The sequence below is a fragment of the Microbacterium sp. I2 genome (assembly GCF_051364985.1).
Taxonomy (GTDB): Bacteria; Actinomycetota; Actinomycetes; order Actinomycetales; family Microbacteriaceae; genus Microbacterium.
The window spans coordinates 672,243-689,137 of sequence record NZ_JBLWIH010000001.1; the positions used below are offsets into that span (position 1 = coordinate 672,243).

Here is a 16,895-nt window from a genome sequence, read left to right on the forward strand (position 1 = left end):
GTGAGCGACGCCGCGACGCCGAACCAGCGCCCGCTGCGCTGGTGGGCGATCGCGCTCGTGCTGCTCGCGATCGGCGCGATCGCCTTCGCCGTCGGCCGGTTCTCGACCTTCGGCGCGCAGGGGTCGGCCGCCCCCGGCACCAGCTCGCCCGAGGCGGGGTTCGCGCGCGATATGCAGGTACACCACTCGCAGGCCATCGAGATGGCCATGGAGATCTACCGCAAGACCGACGACGAGGAAATGCGCGTCCTGGCGTACGACATCGCCACCGGTCAGTCCGGCCAGCGCGGCGAGATGTACGACTGGCTGGTGCAGTGGGGGCTCTCGCAAGCCGGCTCCGAGCCGATGATGGCCTGGATGTCGGACTCCGACGCGGGCCACGCACACGGCGTGCCCGCCGACGAGCCGATGACCGACGAAGAGGCGCGCGAGGCGATGGGCATGGCGTCGGACGATGAACTCGACGCGCTCGAGGACGCGACCGGCCAGGAGGCGGACTGCCTGTTCCTCTCGCTGATGATCCGGCACCACGAGGGAGCGATCCCCATGGCAGAGGCGCTCGTCGAGCTGGGCACCGACGCCCGCGCACTCACTGTCGCCGAGAGCATCGCCGCCGGTCAGACCGCCGAGATCGACGCGATGCAGGCGGTCCAGGCGCGGCTCGGCTGCGCGAGCTGAAACGAGCCCGTTGCCTCGGCGCCAGGCCGGGCTCACGCGCCGGGAGTCCAGGCCGCTGCGGTGCCGGATGGAGCCTATGTCGGGACCGTCACCCCTTCGTACTGCCGGCGAGTAGGCCCCGTACGAAGTAGCGCTGCAACGAGAAGAACACGATCAGCGGCACGACCAACGACACGAACGCACCCGCCGTCAGGCGCTGCCAATCCTGTCCGCGGGATCCGACCATCTCGGCCAATCGCTGCGTGAGCGGTGCGACGTCCTGTGTGCCCCCGGAGAAGATCAGCGCCACGAGCAGGTCGTTCCACACCCACAAGAACTGGAAGATCGCCACCGACGCGATCGCCGGCGTCGCCAGAGGCAGGATGACGCGGAAGAAGATCTGGCTGTGGCTGGCGCCGTCGACGCGTGCCGCCTCGATCACCTCGCCGGGGATCTCCGAGATGAAGTTGTGCAGCAGGAAGATCGTCAGTGGCAGCGCGAAGATCGTGTGCGCGATCCACAGCGGAAGGTAGTTCTGCACCGGGATGATGGGAATGATGTCGTGCAGCCACTCCTGGCCCGGCCGCAGCCAGGTCGAGAAGGTCTGGAGGAGCGGAACCAGGGCCATCTGGATCGGCACGATCTGCAGCGCGAAGATGAAGACGAACAGCCAGCCCGAACCGCGGAACCGGATCCAGGCGAACGCGTAGGCGGCCATCGAGGCGAACACGAGCGGGAAGATGGTCGCCGGGATCGCGATCGCCAGCGAGTTGACGAAGTATGCGCCCAGCTGCGGCGACGACTGCGACGGCGAGAACAGCACATCGCGATAGTTGTCGAGCGTGAAGCCGGGGTTCTGGAAGATCGTCCACCAGCCGGTGGTCTGGATGAGCTCGGCCGGCCGGAACGAGGAGATGAGGAGCCCGAACGTCGGGATCGTCCACAGCACCGCGATGATCAGAGCGGCCACGGTGGCCGTCCGGGAGGTCAGGCGCGTTTTGGCCCGTCCACCCCTCGTTCCGGCGATGGCCTCCTGGTAGGCATCCTGATCCTTGTCGACGGGCAGGTCGACGGGGGCCACGCTCATCGGATCTCCCTCTGCTTGCGGAGCACATTGACGTTGTAGATGACGATCGGCAGCACGAGGACGAACAGGATCACCGCGAGCGCCGACCCTCTGCCGATCTCGCTGGCGCGGAAGGCCTGCACGTACATCTCGTTGGCCACGACGCTGGTGTTGAAGTTTCCGCCGGTCATGGTGCGGACGATGTCGAAGACCTTCAGCGTCGCGATCGAGATCGTGGTCAGCACCACGACCAGCGACCCGCGGATGCCGGGAACCGTGACGTTGCGGAACCGCTGCCAGGGATTCGTGCCGTCGAGCATGGCCGCTTCGATCTGCTCGGTCGGGATGCCCTTGATGGCAGCGCTGAGCACCACCATCGCGAACCCGGTCTGGATCCAGATCATGACGACGATGAGCAGCACGGTGTTGATCGGGTCGGACTGCATCCATTGGACCGGGTCTCCGCCGAACGCCACCACGAGTGCGTTGAGAAGGCCGATCTGCTCGCGCTCCCCCGAGCGGTACTCGTACACGAAGCGCCAGATGATGCCGGCGCCCACGAACGAGATCGCCATCGGCATGAAGACGAGCGCTTTGTAATAGCGCTCACCGCGGGACTTGTCGATCCAGACCGCGTACGCGAGGCCGAGTGCGGTGGAGAACGTCGGGACCAGCAGCACCCACACCACCGTGTTGATCAGCGTGCGGATCGCGGCAGGCTGGGTGAACATCCACACGAAGTTCGCCCAGCTGAAGTTGCCCGATGAGTCCAGGAACGCCAGCCCCGTCGTGCGGATCGCCGGCCACACCAGCCCGATGGCGAGCAGGACGAGGGCAGGAAGCAGGAACCACAGCAGCTGCCAGTAGTCCCGGCCCTTCTTGGGTGAGCGACCCATCAGCAGGATGAGCACCCCGACGATCGCGGCAAACACCGCGAGGCCCATCACCACCTGGAGGATCTTGCCCAGCAGATCGCCGGTAGTCATCGATCGCCTCTCTTGCTTCGTCTTCGAAGGGAGCACGCGACGGCCGCCGGCCGCGCGAGGGGTGGGAGTTGTCCGAGGCGGGCACGTCCCGCCTCGGACAACTCACCGGCGAGCTAGCTGGCGGGCCAGCTCGCATCGATCTCGTTGACCACCGACTGGGTGTCTGCGCCACCGACCCATTCGACGATGCCCTGCCAGAACGACGCGGCGCCCACGGCACCGGGCATCAGGTCGGATCCGTCGAACCGGAACGTGGTCTCGGGATCCTGGAGGATCTCGATCGACTGCACGAGCAGTTCGCTCGACGCGTTCTCGGGGTCGACGCCCGTGTTGGCGCTGATCACGCCGCCGAGGCTGACGCGGTTGTTCGCCCACGTGTCGCTCGACAGGTACGCGCGCACCGCCTCCACCTCTTCGGCGTCGCGGAACGCCACCGGGAACTCGCCACCGCCGGTGACGGACAGCGGGTCCCCTGCGTTGGCAGGAGGCAGGAGGAAGCCGAAGATGTCGCCGTTGGACGCCACCTCCACCTCGTCGCCACCCTCGGGGTTCCAGAACGTCTCGTAGAACGACGCCTGGTGGTGCAGCGAGCACTCGCCGTCGAGGATCGGCAGGCCGGCCGTCTGGAAGGCCTCGCTGATCTGCGTCGACACGTCGCCGATGCCGCCGTTGACCATGTCGTCGTTCTTGAGGTACTCCCCGACAGCGTCGAACGCCTCGACGACCTGCGGGTCGTTGAACGGGATGCCATGCGTGACCCACTGGTCGTACACGTCGGCCCCGTGCAGGCGGAGCATGTAGTCCTCGATCCAGTCGGTGCCGGGCCAGCCGGTGGCCTCACCGGACTCCAGACCCACGCACCACGGCTTGTGGTCGCCGGCATCGGCGATCTCCTGCGACAGCGCGGACAGATCGTCCAGCGTCGCGGGGATCTCCCAGCCGTTCTCCTCGAACTCGGTCGGCGAGTACCAGATGTACCCCTTGATGCTCGCCATCAGCGGCGCCGCGTAGAACGTGCCGTCGTACGTGCCGTAGGTCTTCCAGTCCTCGGACCAGAACTCGTCCACGTTGGCCTCGACCGCCTCGGACGCCGGGATCAGCCAGCCGCCCTGAGCGAGACGTGCCAGCAGACCGGGCTGCGGCACGATGCCGATGTCGGGCGCGTTGCCGCCCTCGGCGAGCACCGCGATCTGCGCCTCGAACTCGCTCGATCCCTGGTAGTCGATCTCGATGCCGGTGCACTCGGCGAAGTCGCTCCACGACTCCACCAGGCGGTCCGCCTCGAGGTCGAGGATCGTGCCGCCGATGGTGACGGCCGCGTCCTCGAAGGTGCCGTACTCCTCGTAATCGGAGCAGTCGGCCTCGCCGCCGCCCTCTTCCATGTCGCCGGTGCAGCCGGCGAGTGCGAGCGTCGCGATTCCCACGCCCGCCACTGCCGCAAGCACGCGACCGCGTCTGTGAATCCTCATGCGTCCTCCTCATCGAGATCGCGGAGCGTCCGTGCCGGCCTCCGCGCGTTCCTTCGGGAACCGATTCCATGCTCACGCTAGGGGATGTGCGGGAACGGCACAATCGTCTTGGATCACAACTCGGTAAACAGCGGGATCAGGGTGGCGTACCAGAAGGGCACGCGGCACAATGGGCGCTGGAACCGGTTCCATTCACCCGCGCGACGGCGGCGTCCGCGGGACCTCGAGGAGGACCCGATGGCGGGGATCGCCGACGTGGCGCGTCTGGCAGGCGTGTCGAAGTCGACGGCGTCCCGCGCACTGACCGGAGCGGGGTACGTCTCGCAGGCGACCAGGTCCCGGGTGCAGGATGCTGCGGCCGCCCTCGGCTACGTCCCCACCACCAGCGCGGTCAGCCTGGTGACCGGTCGCACCCAGACCGTCGGCGTCGTCATGCCCTCGCTCGATCGCTGGTTCTTCGCTCAGGTGCTCGAGGGCATCCAGGACGCGCTGCTGGAACGCCAGTACGACCTCGCCCTGTACGGCGCTCCCCCGGAATCGGTCGCGCGACGCCAGATGTTCGAGCACTTCCTCGCACGTAAGAGGTTCGACGGCCTCATCGCGGTGGGCATCGAGCCGAACGCCCGAGAGCTGGAACGACTGGTGGCCTTCGGCAAGCCGGTCGTGAGCGTCGGAGGCTACGACGCCGGCACCAATGCCGTCTCGATCGACGACGAAGCGGCGGGACGCATCGCCACCGACCACCTGATCGGGCTCGGGCACCGGTCCATCACGTTCCTCGGCGGCGACCCGGAGGGGCGGCGGACGAGCTTCGGCGATGCACGCCGTCGCGAAGGGTACCTCGCGGCGATGCGGGATGCCGGGCTCGAGGCATCCGCCCGGCACGTGCAGTCCGAGGTCACCCTGCCGGGCGGATACGGCGCGGCCGTCGAACTGCTCGGCGACCGCCGGACGCGCCCGACCGGGATCGTCGGCGTCTGCGACGAGGTCGCCGTCGGGGCGATCATCGCCGCGCGCCGGCTCGGTATCCGCGTGCCCGACCGGCTGAGCGTCGTGGGCATCGATGATCACGCCTACGCCGACATGTTCTCGCTGACGACGCTGCAGCAGCGCCCGCACCAGCAGGGGCGTGCCGCCGTGCAGCTGCTCATGTGGCAACTGGATGATCCCGCCGCGCCGACGCACCGCATCTACGAGGCCTCGCCCCTGGTGGTGCGCAACTCCACCGCCTCCGTAGACGACGACGCGTCCGCGATCGTCGGCGTGGGACCGCGCCGCTGACCGGGACGCTCAGAACGCGCCGAGCTCGCGGAACGTCCTGGCCTCCCACGCCACGCGCTCAGCGGCATCCTCGATTCCATCGACGATGCGGAAGGTCTCGTCGCCGACGGTGGCGACCCGCACCAGGGACGGATCGATGCGGGCGGGCGCCGGAGAGTCGACGATCTCCTCGAGAACGCGGGTGAATGCGCCGGTGCGATGCAGTGGCGCCAGCAGCGGGGCTCCCCTGCGGGCGTGCGCCACCAGATCGGCAAGGAGCCCGGTGCGCGTGAACTCGTACGTGCGGGGCAGCGGCGCACCGTCACGGAAAACGTGCAGCGTGTCGGCCGTGTAGTGGTAGACGATGTGCCCCCGCGTGCCCCGCACCAGCACGTACGGCTCATGCCTCCGCGGCGCCGTCACCGCGAGTCCGGCAGCCATACGCTGCCCGGCTCGCAGCTCCACCACGAGGGAGGAGGTGTCGTCGGTCTCGATGTCGTTCGCGCGACGCAGATCGGTGTGGACGGCCACGACGTCGGCGGGTGCGTGCGCACCCGCGATCGCGAAAGCCGTCGCCACGGCATGCGCCAGAGGATTCGTGACCACGCCGTCGGCGACCAGCCGGCCGTCCTGCACCCGGTGACCCGCCCACGCCGTCCGGCGCCAGTACTCCTCCGACCTCGACCACAGTCCGACCGCGCCGTAGTGGAGCACGTCGCCGATGACCCCGGATGCCACGGCTTCCGCCGTCGCCGGTACACCGGCGCTCCCCAGCGACTGGAACCCGACCTGCACCGCGCGGGCTGCGGCATCCGCTGCGCTCGTCAGCCTCATATGATCGGCGACCGACGGCACCGGCGGCTTCTCGAGCAGCACGTGTGCGCCGCCGGCGAGAGCCCGCAGCGCGAGTTCGGTATGCGTGGGGATCGGTGTGCTCAGGACGACCACGTCGAGACCGGCCCCGTCGATCATCTGTGCGGCATCGCTGAAGACCCTCGTCGACGGGGGTACGTCGCCGCCGCCCCGGGGGTCGGCGACGGCGACGAGCTCCACATCCGCGGGCATCGCCAGCACGGCGTCCACGTGGCTGCGGCCGTGCCCGTGCACACCGGCGACCCCGACGCGCAGACCATCGGTCACAGTCCCGCCTCGGCGCGCAGGCCGGGAAGCGCCGCCTCGACGGCGGACGCGTCGGCGAGCTCTTCGTCCAGGACGAACGCCGTCAGCTCGAGGGCGAGCTCACCGCCCTCGGGGATCATGCGCGGCGAGTCCCACGCGACGGCCGGGCCTGCGCCGAGGTACTCCGCGAAACGCACGAACCACGGCAGCTTCACCTCGCCCTGCAGAAGCACAGTCGTCGTTCCCCGATCCGGGAAGGTGAAGGCCAGCCATGGAGTGATCGCGCCGTGCACGTCGCGTTCGGTGTCGCCCGCCGGGCTGAACACGCGCGCGATCTCGGGCGCGAAGCGCCAGAAGATGCCGCCGTAGCCGGCGCCCTCGCGCCCGTTGGTGGCCGGCGAGCCGAACGTGATCGCGTCGAGCGTGGCTTTGAGCCGGCTGCGCCAGCGCAGCGCCCAGCCGTTCGCGAGCTCGGCCGAGCGCAGCTCGCGCACCTCGACGAGCTGTGTCGTGCCGTGCTGGTCGACCCAGCTCAGCCGCTCGTCGAGCGAATGCCCGTCGATGTGCAGCCTGTCGCGGCGCTGCCGGCCGTGGTTGGGCACCATGATCGACCCCTCGCCGCGCACGTATGTGCGTCCACCCCAGTACGAGGTGCCGTTGACGTCGGGGATCGCCAGGCTCACGCCCAGGTGGTGCGGGTGATCGGTGGGCTCGGTAACCGACAACGGCGTGCCGGCACGCGAGACGACGCGGTCGAGAAACGGGCGCGGCGACAGCACCGAGTCGACGCTGGTGCCCTCCTCGTACTGCGCCACGACGGTGGACCCGAGGCGCAGAACCGGACGGGCCGGGCCCACCCAGCCGCTCGCATGGGAGGCGGGGCCGGAGCTGCGGCGCGGAACGAGGACGGGACGATAGAAGAGGGGGTGGTCGGCACTCTCGCCTTCCAATGCTTGACGCATGCGATTCCAAGCCTGCCGCCCGATCTCGATCCTCGGGACCGACATGGTCGTCAGCGGCGGGGCGGCGAAACGCGACTGCGGGATGTCGTCGATCCCGACGATGGACAGCTGCTCGGGGACGTCGACGCCGACCTCGCGCAATCGCGACAGCAGGCCCAGCGCGACGAGGTCGTTGAAGGCGATCGCCGCGGTGGCCCCGGTCTCGAGCACCGCGTCCGCGGCGTCGTAGCCGGCCTCCATGCTCGAGCCCGCCGAGATGGTGAGGAACTCGAGATCCGGATGCTCGCGGGCGAGCTCGCCGAGCCCTTGAGCGCGCTGCTCGTTGGCGTAGCTGAGCGCGGGTCCCGCGACATAGGCGATCCGGCGGTGGCCGAAACCGCGCAGGTGAACGCCCAGCTCTTTGACGGCCGACACGTAGTCGACCGAGAGCTGCGCGGCCGGGCTGTCGTCGACGCGCCGGTTGACGACGACCACGGGCGTGGTCCGCTGGATGAGATCGCGGAGCTCAGGATCCGGCATCCGGGGTGACACCAGCACGAGCGCATCGCACTTGCTGCGCGCCTCGGTCGCGATCTCGGCCTCCACACCGACCGCCTCGGCGCTGTCGGCGACCAGGACGCGATAGCCGTCGCGTGCCGCGGCGACGGTCAGTCCTTTGAGGACGCCCTGGAAGAGGGGGTTCTCGAGGTCGGGCACCAGCAGCGCGATCGTGTGGCTGCTCCCGCGCACCAGGCTGCGGGCCGCCTCGCTCGGCGAGTAGTTCAGCGCCGCGACCGCGCGATTGACCTTCGCCACGATCGCGGGGTCCACCGTCGCGACGCCATTGAGGACGCGCGACACCGACGCCTGCGACACTCCGGCGTACTGCGCGACCTGCGCCATCGTGATCGGGCGCGAAGTGACCTCGCTCAACGCGACCTCCTCCTGGTCTCCATCATGGGCGTGCGGGGGCGCCATGCGGCGCATTCGCGTCGCATTGCGGGGCGCGCGGGGCCGGATCCCTCATCACTTCGATCCGGCCCCGCGCGGGTGTGAAAGGCCGCGCCTCGGGCGGGCGCGGCCGGGCATCGTCAGATCGCTGCGTCGTCCAGGGCGCGCTGCAGCTCCTCGATGAAGCTCGCCGCCGCATCCTCCGGAGTCAGCTCGCCGAACAGCACGCGCTGGGTGTGCTGATCGATGATCGTCTCGATCGCGCCGCCGCCGGGGGGCGTGGCCGGCGGCGCATCGCCGACGCGCGGGGCGATCTTGTCGAGGAAGTCGACGACCTCCTGGTTGACCTCGTCGAGCTTGGGCGTGATGTACTCGCGGATCTTGTCGTTCGCGGGCACCCCGCGCTCAGCCAGCAGCAGGTCAGCCGCATCCTCGCTGTTCGCGAGGAAGTCCAGGAAGAGCGCGACCTCTCCCGGGTGCTCGGTCTTCGCCGAGGCCGACCAGAACATCGACGGCTTGTAATAGGCCGCAGCGCTCTCGCCCTCGTCGGGGGTCGGCACCATGAGAGGCTCCAGGTTCTGACCACTCGCGTCGCGCAGCGCGGCGACCTGATTCGACCACCACGGGCCGAAGGCGGACTGGTTGGTCGCCGTGAACGACTCGGCGAGGCCGGCGGACTCTCGCTCGATGGTGGCCGACGGGTCGGGCGTCCCGCCCGCCTCGGTCACATCGAGCAGAACCTGCCACCACTCGGCGAGAGTCTCCTCGCTCGCGGTGACCTCAGGAGAGCCGTCCTCGGCGTAGAGCGACTCCCCGTGCTGGCGCAGCCAGTTGTTCAGCCCACCGTCCTCGAAGCCCCACGACTGCGAGCCGATCACGGCACCGCCGCTGGCGGTGGTGATCTCCTCGGCGAGCGCCGTGAAGTCCTCCCACGACCAGGTCTCGTCATCGGGCATCTCGATGCCCAGGCTCTCGAGCAGGTCGGCGTTGGCCATGTAGGTGTAGGTGTTGATGCCGACCGGGATTCCGTACTGCGTGCCGTCCAGCGCGCCCGTGCCCAGGACCGACTCGGGGAAGTCGTCGGTCGGCAGCGATTCGCCGAGCGTGCCGAGGTCGAGCAGGACGCCGTTGGCCGCATAGGTCGACAGCTGCTTCTCGTCCATCTGGATGATGTCGGGGGCATCGCCGGCGGCCACGGTGGTGGCCAGCTTGTCCCAGTAGCCCGCCCAGTCGGTGTACTGCGGCTCGATGGTGATGTTGTCGTGCTCCGCCTCGAAGGCGGCGATCAGTTCCTCGGTGATCCCGTGGCGGACGTCGTTGCCCCACCAGGTGAAGCTGAGCGTCACGGGCTCGTCGGACAGCGTCGGCCCGGTGGCAGGCGTCTCCGTCGTCCCCGCGCATGCCGTCAGCGTCAGCATCGTCGCTGCGCCGACGGAGGTCAGCAGCAACCAGCGCGGTGCGGTTGTGGTGCGTCGCATGTCTTGCATCCTTTCGACCGAAGTCGGTGAGTGGGTGTTGGTGCGTGTGATGAGGGTGGGCCGGGCGGCCCGCGAAGCAGTGCGTGACGTGTGCGTCACTTGATCCCGGTCGTCGCGATCCCCTTGATGAGGAACTTCTGGCCGAACAGGAAGATCAGGAAGATCGGGATGAGCGAGACCACGCTCATCGCGAACATCTGGGCGTAGTTGGTCGAACTCTGGGCGTCTTCGAACGACCGCAGCGCCAGCGGGACGGTGTACAGCTCGGGCTTGGTCAAGAAGATCAGCTGCGAGAAGAAGTCGTTCCACGTCCAGATGAACGTGAAGATGGCGGTCGTCGCGAGTGCCGGAACCATGAGCGGCAGGATGATCTGCAGGAAGATGCGCGGGTGGCCGGCGCCGTCGATCCGGGCCGCCTCGTCGAGCTCCTTCGGGATGCCGCGGATGAACTGCACCATCAGGAAGATGAAGAACGCATCCGTCGCCAGCAGCTTCGGCACGATGAGCGGCAGGAAGGTGTTCACCCAGCCCAGCTGAGCGAAGAGCACGTACTGCGGGACGATGATCACGTGGATGGGGAGCATGATGCTCAGCAGCATCACGGCGAACCAGAAGCGCTTGGCGGTGAAGGGCAGCCGGGCGAACGCGTAGGCGGCCATCGAGCAGGACACGAGGTTGCCGACGATGCATCCGATCACGATGATCGCCGAGTTCCACATGTAGACGTTGAAGGGGTACGCCAGCGCGTTCCAGCCGTCGGTGTAGTTCGAGACCTCGAAGCTGTCGGGGATGATCGTCGGGTCGCGGAAGATCTCGGCATTCGGCCGAAGCGAGCTGACCACCATCCAGATCACCGGATAGAGCATCACCAGCGCCAGCGCGATGAGCAGCGTGTGGCGCACCGCGCTCGCGACCGGTTTGCGGAACGGGTTGCGGCGGCGCGAGCGCTGCGGACGACCGGTCACGATCGTCTCGGTCGGGAGCGGGGCCGACGTGGCGGTGTCATCAATCTTGGTCATCGTAGAAAACCCAAAACCTCGAGGTCCAGAACATCAGGACGGTCAGAATGCCGATGATGATCAGCAGCAGCCACGCCATCGCCGAGGCGTAGCCCATGTTGTAGTTGGTGAAGCCCTGCTGGTACAGGTACAGCGTGTAGAAGAGCGTCGAGTCGATTGGGCCGCCGGTGCCGCCCGAGACGATGTAGGCCTGCGTGAACGACTGGAACGTGCCGATCAGCTGCAGCACCGCGTTGAAGAAGATGATCGGGGTGAGCAGCGGGATCGTGATCCCGAACAGCTGCTGCCGGCGGCTCGCCCCGTCGACGTCCGCTGCTTCGTAGTACATCGTCGGGATCTGGCGCAGGCCTGCGAGGAAGATCACCATCGGCGAGCCGAACGTCCACACATTGAGGATCATGAGCGTGCCCAGGGCCGTGTCGGGGCTCGAGATCCATCCCTGGCCCTCGATGCCGAAGAAGGCCAGCACCTGATTGACCAGTCCGTCGACGCCGAAGATCTGGCGCCACAAGATGGCGATGGCGACGCTCGCCCCGAGGAGCGACGGCAGGTAGAAGGCGGAGCGGTAGAACGCCAGGCCGCGCAGCCCGCGGTCCAGCACGATCGCGAGGAAGAGCGCGACGGCGAGCTGGAGCGGAAGTGATACGAAGACGTAGGTGAACGTCACCTGCAATGCGTTGTGGAGGCGCTCGTCCTCCCACATCCGGGCGAAGTTGTCGAACCCGATCCACTTCGGCGGGCTCAGCAGGTTGTACCGCGTGAACGAGAGCCCGAACGAGGCGACCATCGGCCCGATCGTGATCAGGATCAGGCCGACGAACCACGGAGCGAGGAAGAGGTAGGCCGCCTTGTTCTGCTTCTTGCCGTCGGACTTGGCCGACTTCAGCTTTCCGAGCTCGCTGATCGCGCTCATGCGGGTGCTCCGGGGTGCGTCTTCGCCACCGATGTCCTCCGGTCTCGTCGTCGAGCTGAGAATGCGCTTTCTGGAATGCGCTTTCTCAGTATGGACAGATCGGATGCCGCAGCGCAACCGTTCCCGTGAAATCAACAACAATCGGAGCCGATGGTCCGAGAATGGGATTTCAGAGGGTCGGCCTCCCGGAGCCCGCCCTGAATCCGCGAACCGTCGAGGATGGCCGCCCACGGCGGGGCGATGCGGCCACTTGCGACGGCTCGCGGTGCTCCGGTGGGCGGCGGTGGCGCCCGGGCATGACGAAGGCCCCGGATGCGCGGCATCCGGGGCCTTCGTGGATCGCTGCAGAAGCAGCGCGAGATTACTTGAGGGTAACCGTCGCGCCGGCCTCTTCGAGAGCGGCCTTCGCCTTGTCGGCGGTCTCCTTGTTGGCGCCCTCGAGGACGGCCTTGGGAGCACCGTCGACGACGGCCTTCGCCTCACCGAGGCCGAGCGAGGTGAGCTCGCGGACGACCTTGATGACCTGGATCTTCTTGTCGCCGGCGGCCTCGAGGACGACGTCGAACGAGTCCTTCTCCTCGACCTCTTCGGCGGGCGCGCCACCGGCCGGTGCGCCAGCGGCGGCAACGGCGACGGGAGCGGCAGCGGTGACCTCGAAGGTCTCCTCGAACGCCTTGACGAACTCCGACAGCTCGATGAGCGTGAGCTCCTTGAACGCGTCGAGCAGCTCTGCGGTGCTGAGCTTAGCCATGATGTTTCTCCTTGATTTGGGGATTTGCTATGCCGTGGCCCGTTGTCAGGCCGCGGACTCCTGCTTCTCACGCAGCGCGTCGACCGTACGGACGGCCTTCGACAGCGGAGCGTTGAACAGATAGGCGGCGCCGAACAGCGAGGCCTTCATCGCGCCGGCGAGCTTCGCCAGCAGGACTTCACGGCTCTCGAGGTCGGCGAGCTTGGTGACCTCATCCGCGGTCAGGGGGTTACCGTCGAAGTAACCGCCCTTGATCACGAGAAGAGGGTGTGCCTTGGCGAAGGCGCGCAGACCCTTCGCGACGGCGACAGGGTCGCCGTGCACGAACGCGATGGCCGACGGACCCTTGAGGTCGTCGTCCAGCGACGTGATCCCCGCGTTGTTCGCGGCGATCTTGGTCAGCGTGTTCTTCACCACGGCGTACTCCGCATCCTGACGAATGCTGTTGCGCAGCTCCTTGAGCTGGGCAACCGTCAGACCGCGGTACTCGGTCAGCAGAACGGCGGTCGAGTCCTCGAAATTCTTCGTGAGCTCGGCGACCGATGCTTCCTTCTGCGCCATGGCCACTCCTTGTGTGTACGAGACGCTCCACGATGGCGGGGCGTCGGCCTCGGCATCCGGTCATCGATCGGTTCACGGCAAAGAAAAAGCTCCGGCGCAAGCGCACGGAGCAATGAAGTTCGTACACCTGCGCGGGCCCCTGCGATGCAGAGCTTCGATCTTCGTGCACTTGCGCGCACGTCGATGACCGGCGGTCTTCGGCTTCCACCAGGGTACGTGATCCCGCGCCGTCGGCCAAATCGCGGCATCCAGCGCTGCAACGCGCCCCGTTGCGCAGCGGATGTTCTGGGTACAGGCTCGCATCGAGCCAACCACCACGACAGAGTCGCACGACGATGTCCGTCGCGCGGCGGAAGGGGACGACGATGTCTGGCAACAGAGCGGTGGCCTACCGGGGCCCGGGCGAGGTCGAGGTCATCGATACGGAGTACCCGGCGTTCGAGTTGAAGGATGGGCCGGGCGTGAATCCGGCCAACGTCGGCAGGAAGGTTCCGCACGGCGCGATCCTGCGCACCGTGTCCACGAACATCTGCGGGTCGGACCAGCACATGGTCCGCGGCCGCACCACGGCGCCGGCCGGTCTCGTGCTCGGTCACGAGATCACCGGCGAGGTCGTCGAGACCGGGCCGGACGTGGAGTTCGTCAAGGTCGGAGACATCGTGTCGGTGCCGTTCAACATCGCCTGCGGGCGGTGTCGCAACTGCAAGGAGGGCAAGACCGGCATCTGCCTCAACGTCAATCCGGACCGGCCCGGCAGCGCGTACGGCTACGTCGATATGGGCGGCTGGGTGGGCGGGCAGGCCGAGTACGTGCTCGTCCCCTACGCGGACTGGAATCTGCTGGTATTCCCTGACCGCGACCATGCCCTGGAGAAGATCCTCGATCTGACGATGCTCTCCGACATCTTCCCCACCGGGTTCCATGGCGCGTACACCGCGGGCGTCGGCCCCGGCTCCACGGTGTACATCGCCGGAGCCGGTCCGGTGGGACTGGCCGCGGCCGTCGGAGCCCAGCTGCTCGGCGCGGCAGTGGTGATCGTCGGCGACCTCAACGAGGAACGGCTCGCCCGGGCACGGTCGTTCGGGTGCGAGACCGTGAACGTGTCGCAGGGCGACCCGAAGGACCAGATCGAGCAGATCCTCGGCGTTCCCGAGGTCGATGCCGGCGTGGACGCGGTCGGCTTCGAAGCCCGCGGGCACGGCGCCGATGCGGGCCACGAGGCCCCCGCGACCGTGCTGAACTCCCTCATGGACCTCACCGCGGCCGGCGGTGCGCTCGGCATCCCCGGTCTCTATGTCACCGGCGACCCCGGCGGCGTCGACGAGGCCGCCAAGGTCGGATCGCTCTCGCTCCGCCTGGGACTCGGGTGGGCGAAGTCACTCTCGTTCACCACCGGCCAATGCCCCGTGATGCGCTACAACCGGCAGCTCATGATGGCAATACTGCACGACAAGGTCGCCATCGCCGACGCCGTCGGCGCCACCCCGATCGGGCTCGAGGACGCCCCGCGCGGCTACGCCGACTTCGACCAGGGCGCCGCCAAGAAGTACGTCCTCAACCCCAACGGCTACATCCAGACCGCCTGACAGACACCGGATGCCTCGGTCCGAGGCATCCGCCCACGAAAGGAACACCCCCATGTCCGTCACCCTCGAAGACGCTCGCCGCGTCATCGCCGCCGCCGAGAAGCGGGCCGACGAGATCGGCCAGCCCATGAACATCGCCGTCGTGGACGGCGGCGGCAACCTCGTCGCACATGTCCGCCAGGACGGCGCCTGGATCGGCAGCGTCAACATCTCCATCAACAAAGCGTGGACATCGAAAGCGTTCGACATCCAGACCAAGGACCTCGGCGACAACGCCCAGCCCAACCAGCAGTTCTACGGCATCCACGCCACCAACGGCGGCAAAGTCGCCATCTTCGCCGGCGGCGTCCCGCTGTCCCGCGACGGCGTCGTCGTCGGCGCGGTCGGCGTCAGCGGCGGCTCGGGCGAACAGGACCAGAGCGTCGCAGAAGCAGGCGCCACCGCCTTCTGAACGAGGATCAGGTCACCCGTTCGGCGGGGATGTCGAGCTCCCGCGCGGCATCCGAGATACGGGCCGCGAGCGCAGCATCCTTCACGGTCAGGCCGCCGGCGGAGTGCGTCATGAGCGTCACGCGCACCGATGCGTAGCGGATGTCGACATCGGGGTGGTGGTCGGCCTCCTCCGCGAGCTCTGCGATGGCAGCGAACAGCTGCGTCCCTGTCGCGAAGTTCCCGGTGCGGAACTGCCCGACGGCGCCGGCTTCGCCGGGAGCCCAGTCGTCGACACCCGGGTGCGCACGGAACTCTTCGCTCGTGATGGTGTCCATGGTTCGACGATGGCACGACACCGCGCGAAAGCAAGGGGGTTGCCGGGAGCGAGGGCATGTCGGGCATGCAAGGTCGCGGGTCGGGCGTACGCTCGAATCCGTGACACCCGAACTCGCCGCCCGCATCGTCGCGGACTCCCGCGACCGGGTGGCGTGGGTGCGCGCCAGGTCACGGGGCATCACGGCGACGGATGTCGCGGCCCTCACTTCGGAGCGAGCCATCGCCCGCGCCGCCGACGCCAAGCTGATGGGCTCGGGCTTCTCGGGCAACGCCTACACGGCCCACGGGCGCGCGCGCGAGCCCGAGATCGCCGCGTGGGTTGCGGCGACCCACGGCATCCAGCCCTCGTCGGCCCTCTTCCACGCCGTCATCGAGAAGCGGCATCTCGCGACGCCGGACGGCATCTCCGTCGACACCTCGGGGCGCGTGATCCTGGCCGAGATCAAGACGACCAACAAGTCGTGGCGCAGCATCCCTCGCTCCTACCTGCGCCAGGTGTGGTGGCAGCAGCACGTGCTGGGCGCCGAGCGGACGCTCGTCGCGTGGGAGCAGCACGACGGCTTCGTCCCCGTCGGCGACGAGCCGCGGTGCGCATGGGTCGACCGTGACGAAGCCGAGATCGACAAGCTGGTTCGGCTGGCCACGGCGCTGATCGACGAGCTCTACATGCGAACGACCCGATCGCGACGCGCGGAGCAGCGCATGCCGCAACCGCCGTCGGCACCCCGGCAGCCGTTCCGCGCCCTCGCTCTGGCCGACTGACTCTCGCAGCCCTCGCCCGGCCTCCGCCCAGGTTCCGAGGTCGCGTTCAGCGGAGAGTCGTCACGTGCTTGGCCGCCGAGTCCCACACGCGAAGCCCGACGACGGCGCCCCGCAGAGCCGGCATCGCGAGCGCACGAAGGGCCGATGCCACCTGATCCGAGTGCAGACGTCGGGCGAGAGTGATGTGCGGCGACCAACGGTCGCGAGCGGTGTTCTCATAGCGCGCCTGGGGGGCGCCGACCGCATGTGCCACGGCTCGGTGGAACTCGAGGAGCTGCTCCGTGGCGACCACCGCGCGGGCGAGGACGAATCGCTCCCCTCGGCCGAACAGCAAGGCGCCCCCCAGTTCCACAGGGATCGGAAGCAGGGACGCGAGAGGTGCCACTGCGTCCGCGTCGACCTGGTCGCGTACCGCCACCGTGACATGGGGATGATTCGTCTGAGCGGCGTGCAAACCGGCGCTCGGCAGGCCGGCGTCCAGGAGGCGACGCCATTCCTCGCGCACGGCGGCCTCCACCTGGCCGTCGGGCAGCAGTTCCACGCTGAACACGAGTCCATCTTGGTGCAAGACATAGTTGACACATATCAACCACTTGTATATAGTTGAC

17 protein-coding genes are annotated in these 16,895 nt (G+C 68.1%); 5 read left to right on the plus strand and 12 right to left on the minus strand.

The window, feature by feature from the left end:
* Positions 1-678: a DUF305 domain-containing protein gene (locus tag ACLKM7_RS03165; protein ID WP_436445615.1), complete on the plus strand. Its 678-nt coding sequence runs from the start codon at positions 1-3 to the stop codon at positions 676-678.
* 88 nt (positions 679-766) lie between these two features.
* Here ACLKM7_RS03165 and ACLKM7_RS03170 read toward each other — a convergent pair whose 3' ends face one another.
* The 3 genes from ACLKM7_RS03170 to ACLKM7_RS03180 all read right to left on the minus strand — a co-directional run bounded on the left by ACLKM7_RS03170 (position 767) and on the right by ACLKM7_RS03180 (position 4,178).
* Entirely contained in the window at positions 767-1,744 is a 978-nt protein-coding gene (locus ACLKM7_RS03170) for a carbohydrate ABC transporter permease (protein ID WP_436445617.1), read from the minus strand.
* Complete coding sequence (locus ACLKM7_RS03175; RefSeq protein ID WP_436445619.1) at positions 1,741-2,709, minus strand: carbohydrate ABC transporter permease; 969 nt, start codon at positions 2,707-2,709, stop codon at positions 1,741-1,743. The genes ACLKM7_RS03170 and ACLKM7_RS03175 overlap by 4 nt, the downstream gene beginning before the upstream one ends.
* Before the next feature lie 113 nt (positions 2,710-2,822).
* The gene (locus ACLKM7_RS03180; RefSeq protein ID WP_436445621.1) at positions 2,823-4,178 is read right to left on the minus strand and encodes an ABC transporter substrate-binding protein; all 1,356 of its coding nucleotides are present in this window, start codon (positions 4,176-4,178) and stop codon (positions 2,823-2,825) included.
* Between the two features lie 237 nt (positions 4,179-4,415).
* Between ACLKM7_RS03180 and ACLKM7_RS03185 the strand changes: the two genes are divergently transcribed.
* Complete coding sequence (locus ACLKM7_RS03185) at positions 4,416-5,459, plus strand: LacI family DNA-binding transcriptional regulator (protein ID WP_436445623.1); 1,044 nt, start codon at positions 4,416-4,418, stop codon at positions 5,457-5,459.
* Positions 5,460-5,468: 9 nt separating this feature from the next.
* On the opposite strand, the gene ACLKM7_RS03190 is transcribed toward ACLKM7_RS03185, so the two are convergent.
* The 7 genes from ACLKM7_RS03190 to rplJ form a co-directional block, all read right to left on the minus strand.
* Positions 5,469-6,578, minus strand: a complete 1,110-nt coding sequence (locus tag ACLKM7_RS03190; RefSeq protein ID WP_436445625.1) for a Gfo/Idh/MocA family protein — start codon at positions 6,576-6,578, stop codon at positions 5,469-5,471.
* Entirely contained in the window at positions 6,575-8,431 is a 1,857-nt protein-coding gene (locus ACLKM7_RS03195; protein WP_436445627.1) for a DUF6807 family protein, read from the minus strand. Before ACLKM7_RS03195 ends, ACLKM7_RS03190 begins: the two co-directional genes overlap by 4 nt.
* Positions 8,432-8,589: 158 nt before the next feature.
* Entirely contained in the window at positions 8,590-9,927 is a 1,338-nt protein-coding gene (locus tag ACLKM7_RS03200) for an ABC transporter substrate-binding protein (RefSeq protein ID WP_436445629.1), read from the minus strand.
* Between the two features lie 95 nt (positions 9,928-10,022).
* Entirely contained in the window at positions 10,023-10,793 is a 771-nt protein-coding gene (locus ACLKM7_RS03205) for a carbohydrate ABC transporter permease (protein WP_436445780.1), read from the minus strand.
* Positions 10,794-10,932: 139 nt separating this feature from the next.
* Positions 10,933-11,859: a carbohydrate ABC transporter permease gene (locus tag ACLKM7_RS03210; RefSeq protein ID WP_436445631.1), complete on the minus strand. Its 927-nt coding sequence runs from the start codon at positions 11,857-11,859 to the stop codon at positions 10,933-10,935.
* Between the two features lie 361 nt (positions 11,860-12,220).
* A complete protein-coding gene (gene rplL / locus ACLKM7_RS03215) occupies positions 12,221-12,610 on the minus strand; it encodes a 50S ribosomal protein L7/L12 (protein WP_168911381.1) in 390 nt (129 codons plus the stop codon).
* 45 nt (positions 12,611-12,655) lie between these two features.
* Complete coding sequence (gene rplJ / locus ACLKM7_RS03220; RefSeq protein ID WP_168911382.1) at positions 12,656-13,171, minus strand: 50S ribosomal protein L10; 516 nt, start codon at positions 13,169-13,171, stop codon at positions 12,656-12,658.
* 365 nt (positions 13,172-13,536) lie between these two features.
* Between rplJ and fdhA the strand changes: the two genes are divergently transcribed.
* A complete protein-coding gene (fdhA, locus tag ACLKM7_RS03225; RefSeq protein WP_436445634.1) occupies positions 13,537-14,757 on the plus strand; it encodes a formaldehyde dehydrogenase, glutathione-independent in 1,221 nt (406 codons plus the stop codon).
* Between the two features lie 52 nt (positions 14,758-14,809).
* The gene (locus ACLKM7_RS03230) at positions 14,810-15,208 is read left to right on the plus strand and encodes a GlcG/HbpS family heme-binding protein (protein ID WP_436445637.1); all 399 of its coding nucleotides are present in this window, start codon (positions 14,810-14,812) and stop codon (positions 15,206-15,208) included.
* 7 nt (positions 15,209-15,215) lie between these two features.
* Here the strand turns inward: ACLKM7_RS03230 and ACLKM7_RS03235 are convergent, their stop codons facing one another.
* Positions 15,216-15,524, minus strand: coding sequence for a 4a-hydroxytetrahydrobiopterin dehydratase (locus ACLKM7_RS03235; RefSeq protein ID WP_436445640.1), 309 nt, complete (start codon positions 15,522-15,524; stop codon positions 15,216-15,218).
* Positions 15,525-15,624: 100 nt separating this feature from the next.
* On the opposite strand from ACLKM7_RS03235, the gene ACLKM7_RS03240 reads away from it, so the two are divergent.
* A complete protein-coding gene (locus tag ACLKM7_RS03240) occupies positions 15,625-16,287 on the plus strand; it encodes a YqaJ viral recombinase family protein (RefSeq protein WP_436445642.1) in 663 nt (220 codons plus the stop codon).
* 46 nt (positions 16,288-16,333) lie between these two features.
* Here the strand turns inward: ACLKM7_RS03240 and ACLKM7_RS03245 are convergent, their stop codons facing one another.
* A complete protein-coding gene (locus tag ACLKM7_RS03245) occupies positions 16,334-16,837 on the minus strand; it encodes a 2'-5' RNA ligase family protein (RefSeq protein WP_436445644.1) in 504 nt (167 codons plus the stop codon).
* Positions 16,838-16,895: the final 58 nt, after the last annotated feature.

Coding starts and splice junctions, on each gene's coding strand:
- ACLKM7_RS03170 (WP_436445617.1), bottom strand. CDS start 1,744: ATGAGCGTGGCCCCCGTCGACCTGCCCGTCGACAAGGATCAGGATGCC.
- ACLKM7_RS03175 (WP_436445619.1), bottom strand. CDS start 2,709: ATGACTACCGGCGATCTGCTGGGCAAGATCCTCCAGGTGGTGATGGGC.
- ACLKM7_RS03180 (WP_436445621.1), bottom strand. CDS start 4,178: ATGAGGATTCACAGACGCGGTCGCGTGCTTGCGGCAGTGGCGGGCGTG.
- ACLKM7_RS03185 (WP_436445623.1), top strand. CDS start 4,416: ATGGCGGGGATCGCCGACGTGGCGCGTCTGGCAGGCGTGTCGAAGTCG.
- ACLKM7_RS03200 (WP_436445629.1), bottom strand. CDS start 9,927: ATGCGACGCACCACAACCGCACCGCGCTGGTTGCTGCTGACCTCCGTC.
- ACLKM7_RS03205 (WP_436445780.1), bottom strand. CDS start 10,793: ATGCTCTATCCGGTGATCTGGATGGTGGTCAGCTCGCTTCGGCCGAAT.
- ACLKM7_RS03210 (WP_436445631.1), bottom strand. CDS start 11,859: ATGAGCGCGATCAGCGAGCTCGGAAAGCTGAAGTCGGCCAAGTCCGAC.
- rplL (WP_168911381.1), bottom strand. CDS start 12,610: ATGGCTAAGCTCAGCACCGCAGAGCTGCTCGACGCGTTCAAGGAGCTC.
- rplJ (WP_168911382.1), bottom strand. CDS start 13,171: ATGGCGCAGAAGGAAGCATCGGTCGCCGAGCTCACGAAGAATTTCGAG.
- fdhA (WP_436445634.1), top strand. CDS start 13,537: ATGTCTGGCAACAGAGCGGTGGCCTACCGGGGCCCGGGCGAGGTCGAG.
- ACLKM7_RS03230 (WP_436445637.1), top strand. CDS start 14,810: ATGTCCGTCACCCTCGAAGACGCTCGCCGCGTCATCGCCGCCGCCGAG.
- ACLKM7_RS03235 (WP_436445640.1), bottom strand. CDS start 15,524: ATGGACACCATCACGAGCGAAGAGTTCCGTGCGCACCCGGGTGTCGAC.